The 16,633-nt window shown below is 42.1% G+C and carries 13 protein-coding genes; 12 read left to right on the top strand and 1 reads right to left on the bottom strand.

Features of this window, described 5'->3' with window-relative positions; all coding sequences use genetic code 11:
• Nucleotides 1-14: 14 nt before the first annotated feature.
• From AC0VYE_RS13985 to AC0VYE_RS14000, 4 genes are read left to right on the top strand one after another with little or no spacing between them, the layout of a single operon-like run.
• The gene (locus AC0VYE_RS13985; RefSeq protein WP_475448703.1) at nucleotides 15-1,343 is read left to right on the top strand and encodes an ABC transporter substrate-binding protein; all 1,329 of its coding nucleotides are present in this window, start codon (nucleotides 15-17) and stop codon (nucleotides 1,341-1,343) included.
• Between the two features lie 60 nt (nucleotides 1,344-1,403).
• Nucleotides 1,404-2,294, top strand: a complete 891-nt coding sequence (locus tag AC0VYE_RS13990) for a carbohydrate ABC transporter permease (RefSeq protein WP_372239023.1) — start codon at nucleotides 1,404-1,406, stop codon at nucleotides 2,292-2,294.
• A gap of 1 nt (nucleotide 2,295) precedes the next feature.
• Entirely contained in the window at nucleotides 2,296-3,123 is an 828-nt protein-coding gene (locus tag AC0VYE_RS13995) for a carbohydrate ABC transporter permease (protein ID WP_076269999.1), read from the top strand.
• A gap of 7 nt (nucleotides 3,124-3,130) precedes the next feature.
• The gene (locus AC0VYE_RS14000) at nucleotides 3,131-4,333 is read left to right on the top strand and encodes a trans-sulfuration enzyme family protein (protein WP_475448706.1); all 1,203 of its coding nucleotides are present in this window, start codon (nucleotides 3,131-3,133) and stop codon (nucleotides 4,331-4,333) included.
• A 1,690-nt stretch (nucleotides 4,334-6,023) separates the two neighbouring features.
• Here the strand turns inward: AC0VYE_RS14000 and AC0VYE_RS14005 are convergent.
• Entirely contained in the window at nucleotides 6,024-6,920 is an 897-nt protein-coding gene (locus tag AC0VYE_RS14005; protein WP_475448708.1) for a diacylglycerol/lipid kinase family protein, read from the bottom strand.
• A gap of 364 nt (nucleotides 6,921-7,284) precedes the next feature.
• On the opposite strand from AC0VYE_RS14005, the gene AC0VYE_RS14010 reads away from it, so the two are divergent.
• The 8 genes from AC0VYE_RS14010 to AC0VYE_RS14045 all read left to right on the top strand — a co-directional run bounded on the left by AC0VYE_RS14010 (nucleotide 7,285) and on the right by AC0VYE_RS14045 (nucleotide 16,611).
• Nucleotides 7,285-7,662, top strand: a complete 378-nt coding sequence (locus AC0VYE_RS14010) for a BlaI/MecI/CopY family transcriptional regulator (protein WP_475448709.1) — start codon at nucleotides 7,285-7,287, stop codon at nucleotides 7,660-7,662.
• Between the two features lie 13 nt (nucleotides 7,663-7,675).
• Nucleotides 7,676-9,181 carry a M56 family metallopeptidase gene (locus tag AC0VYE_RS14015; protein WP_475449571.1) on the top strand — a complete coding sequence of 502 codons (1,506 nt, stop codon included), beginning with the start codon at nucleotides 7,676-7,678 and terminating at the stop codon, nucleotides 9,179-9,181.
• A gap of 166 nt (nucleotides 9,182-9,347) precedes the next feature.
• Nucleotides 9,348-11,306, top strand: coding sequence for a serine hydrolase domain-containing protein (locus tag AC0VYE_RS14020; RefSeq protein WP_475448711.1), 1,959 nt, complete (start codon nucleotides 9,348-9,350; stop codon nucleotides 11,304-11,306).
• A gap of 56 nt (nucleotides 11,307-11,362) precedes the next feature.
• The gene (locus tag AC0VYE_RS14025; protein WP_441909758.1) at nucleotides 11,363-12,037 is read left to right on the top strand and encodes a response regulator transcription factor; all 675 of its coding nucleotides are present in this window, start codon (nucleotides 11,363-11,365) and stop codon (nucleotides 12,035-12,037) included.
• Nucleotides 12,034-13,386: a HAMP domain-containing sensor histidine kinase gene (locus AC0VYE_RS14030; protein ID WP_475448713.1), complete on the top strand. Its 1,353-nt coding sequence runs from the start codon at nucleotides 12,034-12,036 to the stop codon at nucleotides 13,384-13,386. Before AC0VYE_RS14025 ends, AC0VYE_RS14030 begins: the two co-directional genes overlap by 4 nt.
• A gap of 163 nt (nucleotides 13,387-13,549) precedes the next feature.
• Nucleotides 13,550-14,035 carry an RNA polymerase sigma factor gene (locus AC0VYE_RS14035; protein ID WP_475448715.1) on the top strand — a complete coding sequence of 162 codons (486 nt, stop codon included), beginning with the start codon at nucleotides 13,550-13,552 and terminating at the stop codon, nucleotides 14,033-14,035.
• A gap of 1 nt (nucleotide 14,036) precedes the next feature.
• Nucleotides 14,037-15,008 (top strand): hypothetical protein, encoded by a 972-nt coding sequence (locus AC0VYE_RS14040; RefSeq protein WP_475448717.1) that lies wholly within the window; start codon nucleotides 14,037-14,039, stop codon nucleotides 15,006-15,008.
• A gap of 241 nt (nucleotides 15,009-15,249) precedes the next feature.
• Nucleotides 15,250-16,611 carry a sodium-dependent transporter gene (locus tag AC0VYE_RS14045; RefSeq protein WP_076268090.1) on the top strand — a complete coding sequence of 454 codons (1,362 nt, stop codon included), beginning with the start codon at nucleotides 15,250-15,252 and terminating at the stop codon, nucleotides 16,609-16,611.
• Nucleotides 16,612-16,633 lie beyond the last annotated feature (22 nt).

Below are 16,633 nucleotides of genomic sequence, written 5' to 3' on the forward strand. Positions count from 1 at the left end.
CTAGGGGGATTCATATGTTTGGTAAACCAATGAAAACATGGATGTTATCCGCTTTGACGGCTGTAATGGTTTTTACTCTCACTACAGCTTGCAGTTCTTCAAATGATGGGAAAAAGCCTGACAGCGGAAGTAAAGAGAAAGTAATTACGCTTCGCATGATTGAAAGCTTGACCAGCCCGAGTCGTACAGCATTGATTAAAGCAAGCATCGACAAATTCATGGCCCAGAACACGAACATCAAGGTTGAATTGATTTCTCCACCGTTTGATCAGGCTGATAACAAAATCAGAACGATGTTGGCCGCCAAACAACCGCTAGACGTTTTGGAAGTACGCGATCTTAACGTTGCGGAATTCGTAAATAACAACTACGTAGAGCCATTGAACGATTATACAGGCTCATGGAGCGACTTTGGCACTGTAACGGCTGTTGCTAAATCCGTTGCTTCCGTCAAGGATAAGCTCTACTTCATACCAAACGGATTGTATCAGCGCCAATTGTTTTATCGTGCAGATTGGTTGAAGGAAGCGGGAATCAATGCTCCGGTTACCTACGAAGAGTTAGTTAATGCATCGGTTAAGCTGACGGACGCTGCGAAGAACCGTTATGGCTTCTCATTCCGTGGAGGTCCTGGTGCCAACGGTGTTCCAGATACATTGATTCAAGCGTATGACGCAGACAAGATCAATGTTGATGATGCGATGTTCCTGAAAGATGGCGGAACAATCTACTCTTCTCCAGAAGCCAAAACGGCATTAGATCTATATGTGAAGCTGTACAAAGATGGATCACCTCCGGATTCCATTAACTGGGGCTTCCAAGAGCAGGTACAGGCATTTACTTCTGGTGTAACAGCATTCCTTTTGCAAGATCCGGACGTTATTCAAGTATTGAGCGAGAACATGCAAGAAGGTACTTGGGCAACAGCTCCAATGCCTACTGGCCCATCAGGCAAAGCGATGATTTCTGCAGGTGGAGCAGGCTGGGGTATCACTTCCCACTCGACAAACAAAGAAGCTGCTTGGAAATTAATTACGTTTCTTTCCTCGCCTGAGGAGAATACACAGCTATCCAAAAGCCATGGTACTGTACCGATCCACTCTTCTGCTACAGAGGATGAGTTTTTCCAAAAAGGACCTTACAAAACTTTGCTTGATATGACGAACAAACCGGATACGTTCATCAATTTCAAACCGCCGTTCGAATATCCTGCTAATGGACAATGGGGTACCGTCGCTATGGAAAGTGGTCAGGCGATGCTGCTAGGTCAAACTTCAGTTGAGGATACGTTAACGAAGTGGAATGAATATTGGGCGAAAGCGAAAGCGGACATGAACAAATAATCTGAAAAATAGTGATGGGTGGCTCAGCAGCCGCCCATCGCATTTTCTAAGTCAAGGGCGGTGATTGCATTGAGAAAGCAGCGAACGTATATTTTGCTCAGCTTGCTACCAGCTTTGGTGTTGCTGCTCATATTTACGTTTTATCCATTCCTGCAAGGGGTAGTCATGGCGTTTCAGAACTACGTTCTGTTCGATCTGACGAACGTTCGATTCATCGGATTCCAGAACTTTGTAACCGCATTCCAAGATGCTAAGTTTCTGAAAGCAATGACGAATAGCGCATACTGGGTGTTTTTCTCCTTAACGTTTCAATTTTTGATTGGCCTCTCACTTGCACTGATTTTGCGTAAACCGTTTAAAGGCAGAGGGGTATATCAAGGGTTTATCTTTTACTCTTGGGCTTTATCTGGTTTCTTAATCGGCTTGATTTGGAAATGGATGTTCAACTCCCAAATGGGCGTTATTAATGATCTTTTAATGCGCCTCGGTCTTATTGATACTAGAATCGGTTTTCTCTCTGATCCAGATTGGGCGATGTCATCGGTCATTATCGCTAATGTATGGTACGGGATCGCGTTTTTTGCAATCATGCTGCTTGCGGCACTTCAATCGGTGCCAGCTGATTTGTATGAGGCAGCGGATATGGATGGAGCGGGGAGCATTCGCAAGTTTGTTAATGTCACCTTTCCTTTTATTCTTCCTACGATTATCGCAACGACGTTGCTCAGAGCGATATGGATATTCAATGACCCAACGATTATTTACGGTTTGACTAACGGCGGTCCTGCGGGAACAACTCATATTTTATCCTCATTAATGCTGGATAAAATTATTTACGGCGGGGACTACGGGATGGCATCGGCAATTGGTGTTACGATGATCGGCATTCTAATCTTGTACACGATTTTCTATTTGTTTGTGACCAAGTCGGAAAAGGTGGGTGATTTTTAAGATGAAGCCACGCATACTGACAGGTCTGAAGGTGCTGTATCTAGCGTTGCATTTTGTAATCATGGTATTTCCTTTATACTGGATCGTCATTACTTCACTTAAGCCTCAAAAGGATATATTCTCTTTCCCGCTTCAATATTGGCCAAAGCAATTCACGCTGGATAACTACATCCAGATTTTTAAAATATCGAAATTCCATATTTACATTTTCAACAGCTTATTAGTGGCCGTCCTTGCTGCTGCTATCGTTATTTTTATAGCGACTCTAAGCGCATATGTCATGGCCCGCTTTCAGTTTAGAGGGCATAAACAGATTATGATGGCGTTTTTCGTTACGCAAATGCTTCCGGGATTTATTGCACTAGCTCCATTGTACTTATTGATGGCGGACTTGGATTTGATTAATTCAAGGATGTCATTAATTATCTGCTACACGGTCATGCTCATTCCATTCTCAACCATTATGCTTCGAGGCTTTTTCCAACGCGTTCCGAGCAGCTTAGAGGAGGCAGCCATGATTGATGGTTGTTCGCGTCTGACGGCGTTGCTAAGAGTGATCATTCCGGTCATGTTGCCGGGTATTGCTTCAACCTTCATCTTTGCATTTGTACAAAACTGGAATGAGCTGTTTATGGCTGTCATGTTTATCGATGACGAGGCATTGAAGACGCTGCCGGTAGCTATGAATTCGTTCGTTATGAAATTTGATGTCGATTGGGGTGCGATGTCGGCTGGAACGGTATTATCCGTCATTCCTACCGTCGTATTGTTCGCTTTTGCCCAGCGGTTCATCGTAGAAGGCTTAACACAGGGAGCAGAAAAAGGATAATAAATTCATGGAATGGATAGAGGGAAACGACATGATGGAGAGAAAAGAAATGGATAATCGACTGCATACAAAAGTCTCTCACGATCAGGTAGATAAACAACATTACGGTGCGGTAACCATACCGATCTATCAAAATAGCTTATTTACTTTCGAGAATCATGAAACCTTCGATCATGCGATGCAGGATGTATTAGCTGCCAACGTATATTCCCGAGGCAACAATCCAACGGTAAAATATTTGGAAAGCAAAATCGCCGAATTGGAGGGCGGTGAGCAGTCGCGCTGCTTCGCATCGGGCATGGCTGCAATTGCAGGAACGCTGCATGCGCTGCTTCGTTCAGGCGATCATGTCATCTGTGTTGATCAGGCTTACGGGCCAACAAGAGAGTTTCTGAACGAAATGTCAGAGAGGTATCAGGTTGAAGTCACTTATGTAGATGGCAGTTTGCTCTCCGATTTCGAGGATGCAGTACAGCCAAATACAAAAATTATATACGTGGAAAGCCCTACTTCAGGCCTTTTCCAGCTGCAGGATCTTGAAGGAATAGCTGAGCTGGCGAAAAAAACAGGGATCATCACAATGATAGATGGCAGCTGGGCAACCCCTTGCTTCCAAAGGCCTTTGACTATGGGCATCGATCTCGTGCTGCATTCGATGACTAAGTTTTTTTCAGGACATAGTGATTGTCTGGGCGGAGTTGTAACTGGAAGTGCTGCGCTAATTAGTAAAATTGAGAATAAAGGGTATATGCTGCTAGGAGGAATCATGACGGCTCATACAGCGTCGTTGATGATTCGTGGTTTACGTACGCTTCCGCTTCGTATGGAGCGCCATCAGAAGAGCGGCATGATCATCGCGGAGTATTTGGAGAAACACCCTATGGTCAATCGTGTAAACCATCCAGGTCTTCGTTCACACCCTCAGCATGAGTTGGCACAAAAACAACTGGACGGATACAGCAGCTTGTTTTCATTCGAATCCAAGCTTCCCGTTACTGTCATGAAGCAGTGGGCTGATGCGCTGCAATATTTCCGGATTGCAGTCAGCTGGGGCGGTTATGAGAGTCTCGTTACGGTCAATACAACGCCTGAGCGTAGAAACACGGACGGAACAAACCCTTCAGTAGCCAGATTGTACATCGGAATGGAAGATCCGTATACGCTGATCGATGATATGGAGAGAGCGTGGAAGCTAGTAAACTCTTACTAGGGCAAATAGTGACTCGGCGGGAGTGATAGCTGCTATTTCACCGTAGTTGCTATAGCGAGCAGCAGTATTATTTTATTGGAACGAAGGTTGGCGGGGACATCCTTTGAAAATTATGCGAATATCTTGCGAACATCTTCAAGGCCACTTCTTCTGAAGTGGCTTTTTTGAATTAGCAGAGCGTAGCAAGTGGGGAGCAGTCTCGAGTTTTTGAGGTTTTGAGCAGTGATAACGGACATCAGTTCCGCTAAAATACGGTTAAAGGGGGTTTGTGAGTATGTAACGGACATGAGATCCGTTATTTGCGATAAAACCCCCGATATTACACAGATTTATAGCAAATAGCGGAACCTATGTCCGTAAAACTCTCAAAATGGGCTAATATTCACAAATAGCGGAACCTATGTCTGTTAGACGAGCAAAATGAGGCAAAGTGTTCAAAGAGTAGAAATTGTGTCTGTAAAACAAGCAAAGTAGTTGAAGTGTTCAAAGAGTGGGATCTATATCCGAAAGACGAGTAAAATGAGTTGAAGTGTTCAAAGAGCGGAATCTATATCCGAAAGTTGAGCAAATGAGCTGAAGTGTTCAAAGAGCGGGATCTATATCCGAAAGACGAGTAAAATGAGTTGAAGTGTTCAAAGAGCGGAATCTATATCCGAAAGTTGAGCAATATGAGCTGAAGTGTTCAAAGAGCGGGATCTATATCCGAAAGACGAGTAAAATGAGTTGAAGTGTTAAGAGAGCGGAATCCATATCCAAAAGTTGAGCAATATGAGCTGAAGTGTTCAAAGAGCGGGATCTATAACCGAAAGTTGAGCAAATGAGCTGAAGTGTTCAAAGAGCGGGATCTATATCCGAAAGACGAGTAAAATGAGTTGAAGTGTTCAAAGAGCGGAATCTATATCCGAAAGTTGAGCAATATGAACTGAAGTGTTCAAAGAGCGGGATCTATATTCGAAAGACGAGTAAAATGAGTTGAAGTGTTAAGAGAGCGGAAGAGTTCGAAGAGTGGATATGTGTCTGAAAGACAAGTAACATACAGTGAAGTGTTGATAGAGTGGGATTTTGCATCGGAAGAACTTGAATAGAAGCGGCAATTTCGAGGTTGCAAGGTTTTGAGCAGTGCTAACGGACATTAGTTCCGCTAAATAATGATTTAAGGCGGTTTTGAGAATGTAACGGACATGAGATCCCTTATTTACGATAAAATCTCCAATATTACACAGATTTATAGCAAATAGCGGAACCTATGTCCGTAGAACTCTCAAAATGGGCTAATATTCACAAATAACGGAACCTATGTCCGTAAAGTAAGCAAAATGAGGTTAAATGTTCGAAGATTGGGATCAATGTCCATACGACGAGCATAATGAGCTAATATGCACAAATAGTGGAACCTATGTCCGTAAAATAAGCAAAATGAGCAGATGCTAGCCACTATGTCTTACATTCATCTGTCCAATCTTGTTAGGCAACCTTGCTCTAAGGCTAGTATTTGTCCTCGTAAACAACGACGAATGGACCTAACGTTGTAAAATCCGAAAAGGCTTGTAATACTCCATTGACAAGGACACCTATCACGCCGACCCTACTGACCCCACCAATTTCATCGTTACTATTGGACTCCATCGATCCCATCCGTTCCACTAGCCGATTAAATTGATTTTGATCTACAAATAACTACGGACTAGGACTACACTGTAGCCTCTTCCGGTACAATCACCTGAATATGACGCGGCATACTGTTTATATGGATGGGCAAGGAGGGACCTTCTTCACCATCAACGTTGGTTCTGACTGATTCAGACGAGCTTATACTTACATTTTTGGCTGTAAAATAAACCACGTCTTTATGATTTTTGAAATTGCCGAACAGCAATGACAGGCTGGCTGTGATCGTATTGAATATAGTCAAATCCTTGATAATAAAACAGTGAAGCAGACCATCGTCAACAGCCGCGTCGGGTGCCAACCTCTCAAATCCGCCTACTGAATTGGTTAACGCAGCGAGAAAGAGTGGAGATTCTCCTTCCCATGTTTCTCCATCATATTGAATGTGAAGAGGATGAGTCGGCTGGTTCATAAGCTCTTTGATCCCTTCTTTTACGTAGGCTAAAGCGCCGAGCCGAGATTTATCGTCTGACGTAACGGAAGAGAGTGATTCAGCAAATGAGCCTACAGCAACGGTGTTGACGAACAATTGGTCATTTAATTGGCCCAAATCTACTATTTTTATTCGGGAAGAAGAGAGGGTCTGAATGGCTTTGTCGGGAAGAAGCGGGATTTGTAATGCGCGAGCAAAATCATTAACTGTTCCAAGAGGGACTACTCCAAGCTTTGGAAGATGTTCTTGATTGATAAGTCCATTAATCGTTTCGTGAAGCGTGCCATCCCCTCCGATTGAAACGACCAAATCATAACTGTCCTCACACGCAGATATACAAAACAGGGTTGCGTCCTGTTCTTTTGCCGTCTCCCTTATCGTAACGTCGTATCTTTGATCAGCCAAAAGGTCTTCCACGTTTCTGACATAGTTTAGTGCCTCTTCTTTACCAGAAGTGGGATTAATAATGATCATCGCTTTTTTCATAAATAGTATCCTCTCTATGGACATTTCTATCAAATTCGTTCGTTAACACTTACTATTACCCCTCAAGGTTCGTCGTTAATCTGAAAGACTTGGAGAAAACGATATGAAACATATTGAATTCTAGGGATGTAGTGAGATATAGGGGATGTAGGATTGAATTGATACAGAGTTTAAGTCATGAAGTCATGAAGTCTTGAAGTCTTGAAGTCTTGAAGTCTTGAAGTCTTGAAGTCTTGAAGTCTTGAATCCTTCAACAATTAACCTCCACCAACAGCTGTCAGTTAGCTACAGGAATGATTTGACAGTTGGAGGTTACTGTTGTAAACTCAAAGCAGAGTCTACATACGTAACCTTGAGGAGTGGGATGATGAGCAGCTTAGTTTCAAAAATAACGGATTCAGAGCTTGAAGTTATGCGTGTATTATGGGAAGCCGGGATCGAGCTGCCTATATCTGAAATTAGGAAATGTCTTGAAAAATCAAGCAGCTGGGAAAGCTCTACAATAAAAACCTTGCTTCGGAGATTGTGTGAGAAGGGTGTAGTCATTGCAACCAAGAAGGAAGTGTTCTATTACAAGCCACAAGTGAGCGAGCAAGAATATAACGAGCATGCGACACAAACATTAATTGATCGTTTATATTCCGGAAGTGCAAAAAGTCTAGTGGCAACGCTATTAGGAGGCAATAAGCTAAATGATGCTGACATTAAGGAGCTGCGTACCTTATTTAAGGTAGGTGACTGAATTGAATGACATCATGAAGCTTATATTGTCGCTTTCGATATCAGGCAGCATCCTCTTCTTTTTATTGTTTTTAATGAAGCCAATAATTAAGCATAAATTCTCGAAGTCGCTTCAGTATTACATCTGGATCGTGGTTCTCCTAAGATTGACGATTCCGTTTTCGTTTGATGGGAGTATTATGAATGATGTTTTTAACAAAAATCCATTTCTAACAAGCCTCAGCTCACAAGGTGAAGAGGCAGCCAAATCTGAAATGGTGATAGACCAGACTCATGCAATCACCCCACCTCAAGCAAATAATGCTCAAGCAGTAGAAAGTATCAGAGCTGATAATTCAGAAATTTTTGTGATTACAATAATTAAGCAATATGCCTTTTACGTTTGGTTATTTGGGACAATACTATCACTCTTTATAAAATTAAGAGGCTACACTCGATTTTCAAAGTATATGAAAACAACAAGCAAGCCTGCATATGATTGGGAAAATAGGATGCTTGGCATGATGTTAAATGGACGGTATAAAGCGAAGCTTGTACGCAACTCCTACATCACCACTCCTATGCTTATAGGAGTTATAAAGCCAATAATCATCTTACCGGATACCCACTTCAATGAAGTTCAGCTCAAAAATATTTTGATTCACGAAATCACACATCTCAAACGGTTTGATATTGTTGTAAAATGGTTTTCCATGCTCGTTACTTCTCTGCATTGGTTTAACCCCGTAGTTTATTTTGTAGAAAAAGAGATCAACCGTCTTTGTGAGCTGTCTTGCGATGAAATGGTTATTCGTAAATTCACCTCTTCAGAGAAGCAGGAATACGGTGAAACCTTAATTGCGGTAGCCTCTAATGAACAATATCCCGTAGGAGGATTACAGGCTACTTTTAGCGATGAGAAGACGATTTTAAGAGAAAGGCTGGTGGCTATTATGCGACCTAGCAAAAGATCGACATTCATAATATTATCCTCATTCGTATTAGCTGCAGTCGTCATTATTAGTGCTATTGCACTTGGTGCTAGTGTGGGAGCTAGCAATTCCAATATAAGCAGCAGCATCAGTCCTGTTGAAGCACCCGCAATTATCATCTCACATGAGAGAAATCCTGATCCCATCGAAAATTATACAATTCTAAAATCAAGTTGGAATGGGGTTAAATATGATCGAATGTCCTTTTACCAAGCAGCTTGGCATAGTGAGCCTACCCTTCTAACAGGTCTGCGTCGTTTAAAGCCAGGCGAGAAATTGAAAGTCGATTTTGGAGAAAATACACCAGATAAAGTTACAGTGAAAATGGCTTTTTTGACTGAAAGCTTTGAGCAATCGTTATTGCCGATTGAAGAAGTTGCCGTAAACCATGTTAATGGCAAGTATGAATTCATTAATCCACCAACAGCTGTGAGCGACATTCCGACAACTGGCCGAGTTTATAGCATCACAGCCACTTGGGGGCAAAATAGCTGCGAATATGTTTTTGCTTCGGATGGAAAGTTTGATTACGAGCAGTTTCCCGAATAAAAAGATGGTTTATTACGATTAAGTGTCGCCCAAGCAGCATGCGGGCGGCTCTTTTTTTTGTGAAAACTAGCGAGGTTCACTCTGCGTTCACAAGCTTATGATATGCTCTCACAAGCAAGTCGAGAGTAGGTTGTCAAAAAAATACGCAGAATGTTGGAGGCTTATCATGTTATCGATTATGAAGAAAATAGGTTTCAAAATGATGTTAGTCACTTTACTGGTTGTTGTTGCGGGAGTGAGCTTATTCGGAGCACAGGCGCCGGTATCGGCAGCGCAGTCCACACCCGTAAAGTCTGAGGGAGAAGCCAATTCTCTAAACGATGTCGCTGGGCTAACGGCGTTCATTGATGGTATTATGAAAGTGCATATGGACAATTTCAAGTTTCCAGGTGCGGTTATTTCAATCGTCAAGGATGGGGAAATCCTGCTCGCTAAGGGGTATGGTTACTCTAACCTCGAGAAGAACCAGCTGGCAAACCCAGAGACAGATCTATTTCGAATCGCTTCAACAACGAAGCTGTTTACTTGGACCGCTGTGATGCAGCTTGTTGAGCAAGGCAAGATCGATCTGGACACAGACATCAATAACTATTTGAAAACGGTGAAAATACCGAAAACCTATTCAGAGCCGATTACGATGCGTCATCTAATGACCCATACCGCTGGGTTTGAAGAAGGCGGAGTCGGCTATCAAATTACTACTGATCCTAAAAAGCTGCCGGTATCGATTTCGGAAACGCTTGCCAAGCATATGCCGGCACGAGTAAGACCTCCGGGCGAGATGTCGTCTTATTCCAACTATGGCGCCGCGCTAGCAGGATTAATCGTCGAGGAAGTTAGCGGGACAGCGTACAATGATTATATTCAGAAATATATTTTTGATCCGCTCGATATGAAATACGCTACTATTCAAGAGCCTATTCCTGCTGCATTAGAAGCTTTTTCTGTACCGGGATATGCTAAGGAAAACGGTGCATATGCAGCTCAGCCGCCAACGTTTGAGGGTGGATTTCGGCCTGCGGGATCAGTTGCAGTATCCGCGATGGATATGGCTCATTTCATGATTGCTCATCTTCAGAATGGACGTTATGGAGAAAAGCAAATTTTGAAGCCAGAAACAGCCTTATTGATGCATGCACCGGCTTTCCAGTTCCATAAGGATTTACCGGCAATAGATCTTGGTTTCTATGAACTGAACATGAACGGCCGGAAAGTTATATCCCATGGCGGAGCAGATTTGCAGTTTAATACAGAGCTATATCTCGTTCCAGATAAGCAGATTGGCATTTTTGTTTCCTACAATGGAGGGGACGGCTCATTAGCAGCGGATGGGCTCGCAAAAGCCTTTTTAGACCGCTATTTCCCAGCCGAGGAAGTCAGCCTGCCGCCAGTATCCGCTGAACTTAATGATGCTGTACAGAAATATGCGGGTTCCTATCAATTTACTCGTCGCAATCATACCGATATTGATAAGTTTTATAGTTTTATGTCCAAGATCAGTGTAGCAGCTGCAGGTAATCGTTTACTCATTGGGAGTGGTGCTGAACAACAAGTATTTGAACCTATTGGACCTGATGTATTTCAACAAGTAGGCGGAGAGGGACGGATTGGATTCCGCACCGACGAATCAGGAAAAGTCACTCATTTGCTTCTTGATTTCTTACCTACAATGCCGCTTGAGCGCGCGTCGCTGCTGGATCAAACATCGTTCTGGTTTCCATTGCTTGGCATCTCAGTCTTTCTATTTATTACGGTAATATTAGGCTTCCTAAATCGCAGACGTGAAATCAGCGCGATGCCGAAAGAGCAGAAGTGGGCATCTCGACTGTCTGCAGCCACCGCCGTCTGGGCACTTACAACCATTGTGGCGACGCTTGTTGTCGTGATGAATATGGATATGCTCACTCGACTTAGCCGCATTACACAGTCGTTGAATCTTTATCTGTTTATGCCTATTCTACTCGTTGGATTTACTTTGGCGATGATCGTTATGAGTGTGCTTGCTTGGAAAAACAGCTATTGGACAGTCCTAAGACGCGTGCATTACTCTCTTATTATGCTAGCGGCAGTAGCACTCAGTTTGTTTTTCTATCATTGGAACTTGCTTGGATGGCATTTTGGTTGAAACAGCAATCCGCCCATATGGGAGGCGCATGTTAAAGAGGGGAGACGTACATCTTAATGGCCAAAATTCTGATCGCGGATGACGATGCACATATTCGCGAATTGATGTCTTTATTTTTGAAAAACGAAGGTTTCCAAATTTTAGAGGCAAAAGACGGTGCGGAGGCGCAAGAAATTTGGGAAAACAATCAAATTGATATGGTTATCCTCGATATTATGATGCCTCAAGTAGACGGATGGGAATTGTGCAGGGAGATCAGGCGCATCGATTCCAATATCCCTCTTCTGATGGTCACAGCTAAGGGAGAGTCGGGGCAGAAAGTGAAGGGGTTTCAGCTTGGCACGGACGATTATTTAACGAAGCCGTTTGATCCGATGGAGCTTGTGATGAGAGTAAAAGCGCTGCTGAAGCGTTACATGATTGTCTCATCACAAACGGTACAGCTTGGCGGAGTTACCCTCAATCGCCGCAACTATCAAGTGATTCGAGGAGAAGAAACGCTAAATCTGCCGTTGAAGGAATTTGAGCTGCTGTTTAAAATGGCGAACCATCCCGGACAAATTTTTACGAGGGAACAGCTGATCACTCAGATCTGGGGCAAAAATTATGAAGGTGACGACCGAACCGTCGATGTTCACATTAAACGGCTAAGGGAAAGATTTGCTGGCGATGCACAACATTTTCAGATTGAAACCGCCCGTAGTCTGGGGTATCGGCTTGTCATTACATGATCAATACGTTATATGTCCGCATCATTTGCACGTTTCTGGCCGTCATCATATTCAGCTTGTTGTCTTCATTTTTTATAGGCTTTTTTATATTCAAGAAAGAAATAAACCATGTCGGTCAGAACGACATGCTTGCAGCAGGAGAGGAAATAATTACTCTCTATGAACAAACAAGGCCGGATGATCTGAGTATTTTCCTAACAAGAATGGTAAAGGTGTCCGCTTATCCAATCCACATATATGATGCATCCGGAAATGTTACGATCTATGCTTTAAACAATACGAGTAATGTGAAAATTGCGCCGGAAGCTGTTCAGCAGGTGCTTCGAGGGCAACATTATCGCTCACCTGGTAAGGAAGGTCAAACATTCGTTGGTATTCCTTTTCCCATCGATGGGAAGACACAGGCCATGTTTATGCAGTTTTCAGCGCAAAATGAAGATATTATAAATCGAATGCTGCTGCTCATACTGCTTCTTGGCTTATTTATTGGGAGCCTATGCATCCTCATTGCGGCTCGTTATTTGGTGAAACCGATTCAAGCGATGACACAAGCGACCAAGAGGCTTGCCAAGGGAGATTTCGATGTGGAAATCAAACTGAAAAGCGCGGATGAAATAGGAGTCTTAAGCCATAGCTTTAATGAAATGGCGAGTGAACTGAAACAGCTGGAGCAGATGCGGCAGGATTTTGTATCGAATGTATCACACGAAATTCAAACTCCGCTAACGTCTATATCGGGTTTTGCAATGGCGATGAAGAACAACAGCTTGGTAGCAGAAAATAATCGTAATTATTATTTGGATATTATTATTATGGAGAGCGGGCGGCTATCGAGGCTTAGCGATAATTTGCTGAGGCTTGCCTCGCTTGATTCCGATCAGCATCCATTCGAGCCGATGACGTATAATCTCGACGAGCAAATTAGGCAAATCGTCGTTACTTGCGAGCCTCAATGGTCGGCCAAAGAGATTCGCATCGAATTAGAATGGGCGAACACGATCAAGATTACAGCAGATCCGGATCAATTGAACCAAGTATGGATGAATTTACTCGGCAACAGCATCAAGTTCACGCCTGAAGGCGGATTTATCGAAATTTCTATAACTCAATCCGGTACCGAAGTAATATTCACAATAACCGATTCAGGTATTGGCATTGCGGCGGATAAGCTTGAACATGTGTTTGAGCGGTTTTATAAGTCGGACCAATCGCGCAACCGCAATATTAGCGGCAATGGTTTAGGGCTTGCGATCGCCAAAAAAATTGTTACGCTTCATCATGGAACGATTGAAATAAAAAGTAGGCTAGGCGAAGGTACGACAGTAATGGTATGTTTGCCCATTCAATAATAATAAATGGAGTGATCGGTCAAATGACCGATCATTTCTTTTTTTTAACATACTGTAGAACCCAATTTGAAACTAAAAAACGATTTTTCAAAAATAAGTAAAAACAATATGTGACCAATCTACGTTCTTAATTGTGTTAAGGGGTAAAGGAGGTCATATTACAATGCCAAGCAGTTCGCTCCGGCCGGACGTGGATTTTGGGGAAACCTATCTTTTATACGGCAAAATGCTTTACCGAATTGCAATGATTCACCTCGGAAACAAAGAGGACGCAGAAGAAGCCATGCAGGAAACATTTGCGAAATTGTTGTATAAATCACCTGAATTCAATGATCAGAATCATAAAAAGGCATGGCTCATAAGAGTCATCACGAACCAGTGTAAAAATATGTTAGGCAGCTTATGGCGAAGACGTGTAGTGAAGATGGAAGAAATGAATGATTTTTTTGAATCGGAAACGGACCGTACCGTTATGGATCATGTCATGGCATTGCCGTTTAAATTCAAAGCGGTGATTCATCTTTATTATTATGAGGATTACTCAGTCAACCAAATTTCAGACATTTTGCAAATTAGTGAGTCTGCAGTAAAGATGCGTTTGCAACGGGGAAGGCAGCGGTTAAAGCTGGAATTGGAAGGAGAACGATAATATGGATCACAAGGCGTACAAGCATGTTATGGATCAAATAGAGCCGGAGGCTGATTTACAGAATAGAATCGCTCAACAGCTGCTTCGTCAGAAACCAGCGAGTCCATTTCGAATCAAACGATTTCAATATATTGTGGGTAGTTTACTGTTGGTCGTTATCCTTGGATGGATAATTTCAGATAGGTGGATGAGTGATAATAAACTACTTATTGATATAACGGAGCCCATTGAACAAAGAGACCCGGTTGAACCTATAAACGACCCGAATGCGATTACGATTCCGAAAATAAAGCTTCCAGATCAATCAAATGCCATGGCTGATATGATCGGTCTAATCGTTTATAAAGGCAATATTTATACACAAACGCACACTCGCATCTCTGCGGAAAATGCGAAGGAGCTACGCGGCGACAAGCTTGGACGTACAAAAGCTGGTATTGACGAGTGGAGCAAGCAAACAGATTATGTTGAACTAGCTTCAACGATTGGTGTTGCTGACATTTATTCCGTTAACGGATATGATAGTGATTTTAGAATTATGTCCTACCAAGAACATGACGGACAAATTTATGCTGAATTGTACGAACATCTAAATGGCATTACGATTGCGAATGGCGAAGATTTAATAGGAAAAACGAAAGTAAAGGAACATATGGAATCAGTAAGATGGCAGGATTATAATAGCTGGAATTATAGTAAGCCGCATTTTAATAAATTCCCAATCGATCAAACGCTTCATGCGTTCATGACAGCATTGTATGATGCTAAACCTATTGATGAGGATAAGCTGTACAAGGAAGGCATATACAACGAAGGTGCGCAAAATCAGAAGGTTTTGTTCTTTAAGCTGAAGGATCAGACGGAAGTGCAAATGTGGTTGTTTAAAGGAAACTATGTGAAATATTCAAATGCACCTGTCTTTTTTCAGTTAGAGCCGGCAGCTTTCTCAGCGCTGTGGGATCGTTTGCAATAAGGCAGCAAGTTTTTTGGTAATAAAATATCGACAATAAAGGTTGACCTTTCGTTGTTGCCGTACTATAATTCCGTAGACTATTAATAGCGAAAGAGCGATAAGCAGGAAACAAAATTTGTTTTCAATTAGGGTGGTACCGTGTGAATAGCCTCGTCCCTATCGTTAAAGATAGAGATGTGGCTTTTTTTGTCTTTCACATTTTTTAAAAAAGACATAATAAAAATAGACTGGATTGATTTGTATGCAAACATCAGCGCAATGGACATCGAAGATTGGTTTTATTTTATCCGCGGCAGGCTCTGCTATTGGAGTAGGCGCAATATGGAAGCTCCCCTATGTTACGGGAATAAGCGGGGGAGGGGCATTTTTTCTTCTATTTATTTTATTCACTTTTTTTATGGGTTTCCCATTATTATTAGCAGAGTTTGTAATCGGGAGAAGCACACAAAAAGAAGCCATAAGTGCTTATCGCAGCTTAGCTCCTCATAGCAATTGGCATTGGATCGGAAAGCTCGGGGTATTTACCTGCTTTCTTTTATTATCTTTTTATAGCGTTATTGGCGGTTGGATTGTTATTTATTTTGCAAAAGGTATGTTTGGCGGAATTATTAGTGAAGGTGCAAATTATGGAGCGGTTTTTAACGATACTATTGCTAATCCTATTTTAGTTATTGCGGCACAATTTGTATTTTTGGCTTTGACAGTTGTTGTCGTGGCAAAAGGGATTCAAAATGGGATTGAAAAGGTGAGCAAAATTTTGATGCCAGCTTTATTTGTACTCTTTATCGTACTCATCATTCGCTCACTTACACTGGATAACGCGATGGAAGGTGTGAAGTTTTTTCTAGCACCTGATTTCTCAAGGATCACATCCCAAAGTGTATTGTTTGCGATGGGTCAAGCTTTTTTCTCCTTAAGTGTCGGAGTATCTGTCATGGTTACATACAGCTCTTATTTGTCAAAAAAGGAAAGTTTGATTCAACCGGCTATTTCTATCGTAACCATGAATTTGTTGATTGCATTATTAGCGGGATTGGCCATCTTTCCGGCTGTATTTTCTCTAGGTTTAGAACCAGCGGAAGGACCTGGCTTGTTGTTTGTTGTCTTGCCCGCGGTATTTGATCAAATTATTTTTGGGGAAGTTTTTTTATTAGGCTTTTTAGCGTTATTTTTATTTGCAACATTAACGTCGGCCTTCTCGATGCTAGAAATCATTGTAGCTTCTATGGTTAAAGGCAAAGAGGAGAAGAGAACAAAATATGCCTATATGCTTGGTGCATTCATATTTGCGGTAGGCATTCCGTCTGCGTTATCCTATAGTGCTTTTGCCGACATTTTAATCTTTTCGAAAAATCTATTTGATTCAGCAGATTATTTAGTTAGTAATATTTTGATGCCGCTTGGCGTGTTTTTGATTTCGATTTTTGTACCGCTTAAAATGAAGAAAAGCACACTGCGAGAGGAGCTATTGCAGCATTCTCGTTTTGGCGCCACTGCCTTTACGATTTGGTTTTTTATTATCAGGTTTATTATTCCTCTAGTCATTATCATCGTATTTCTTGATATTACTGGTGTGCTTGATAAGATAACTTCATTATTGTAGCATCCAACATTATGAGCAAAAA

Source organism: Pristimantibacillus sp. Z349TD_6, from assembly GCF_056173205.1.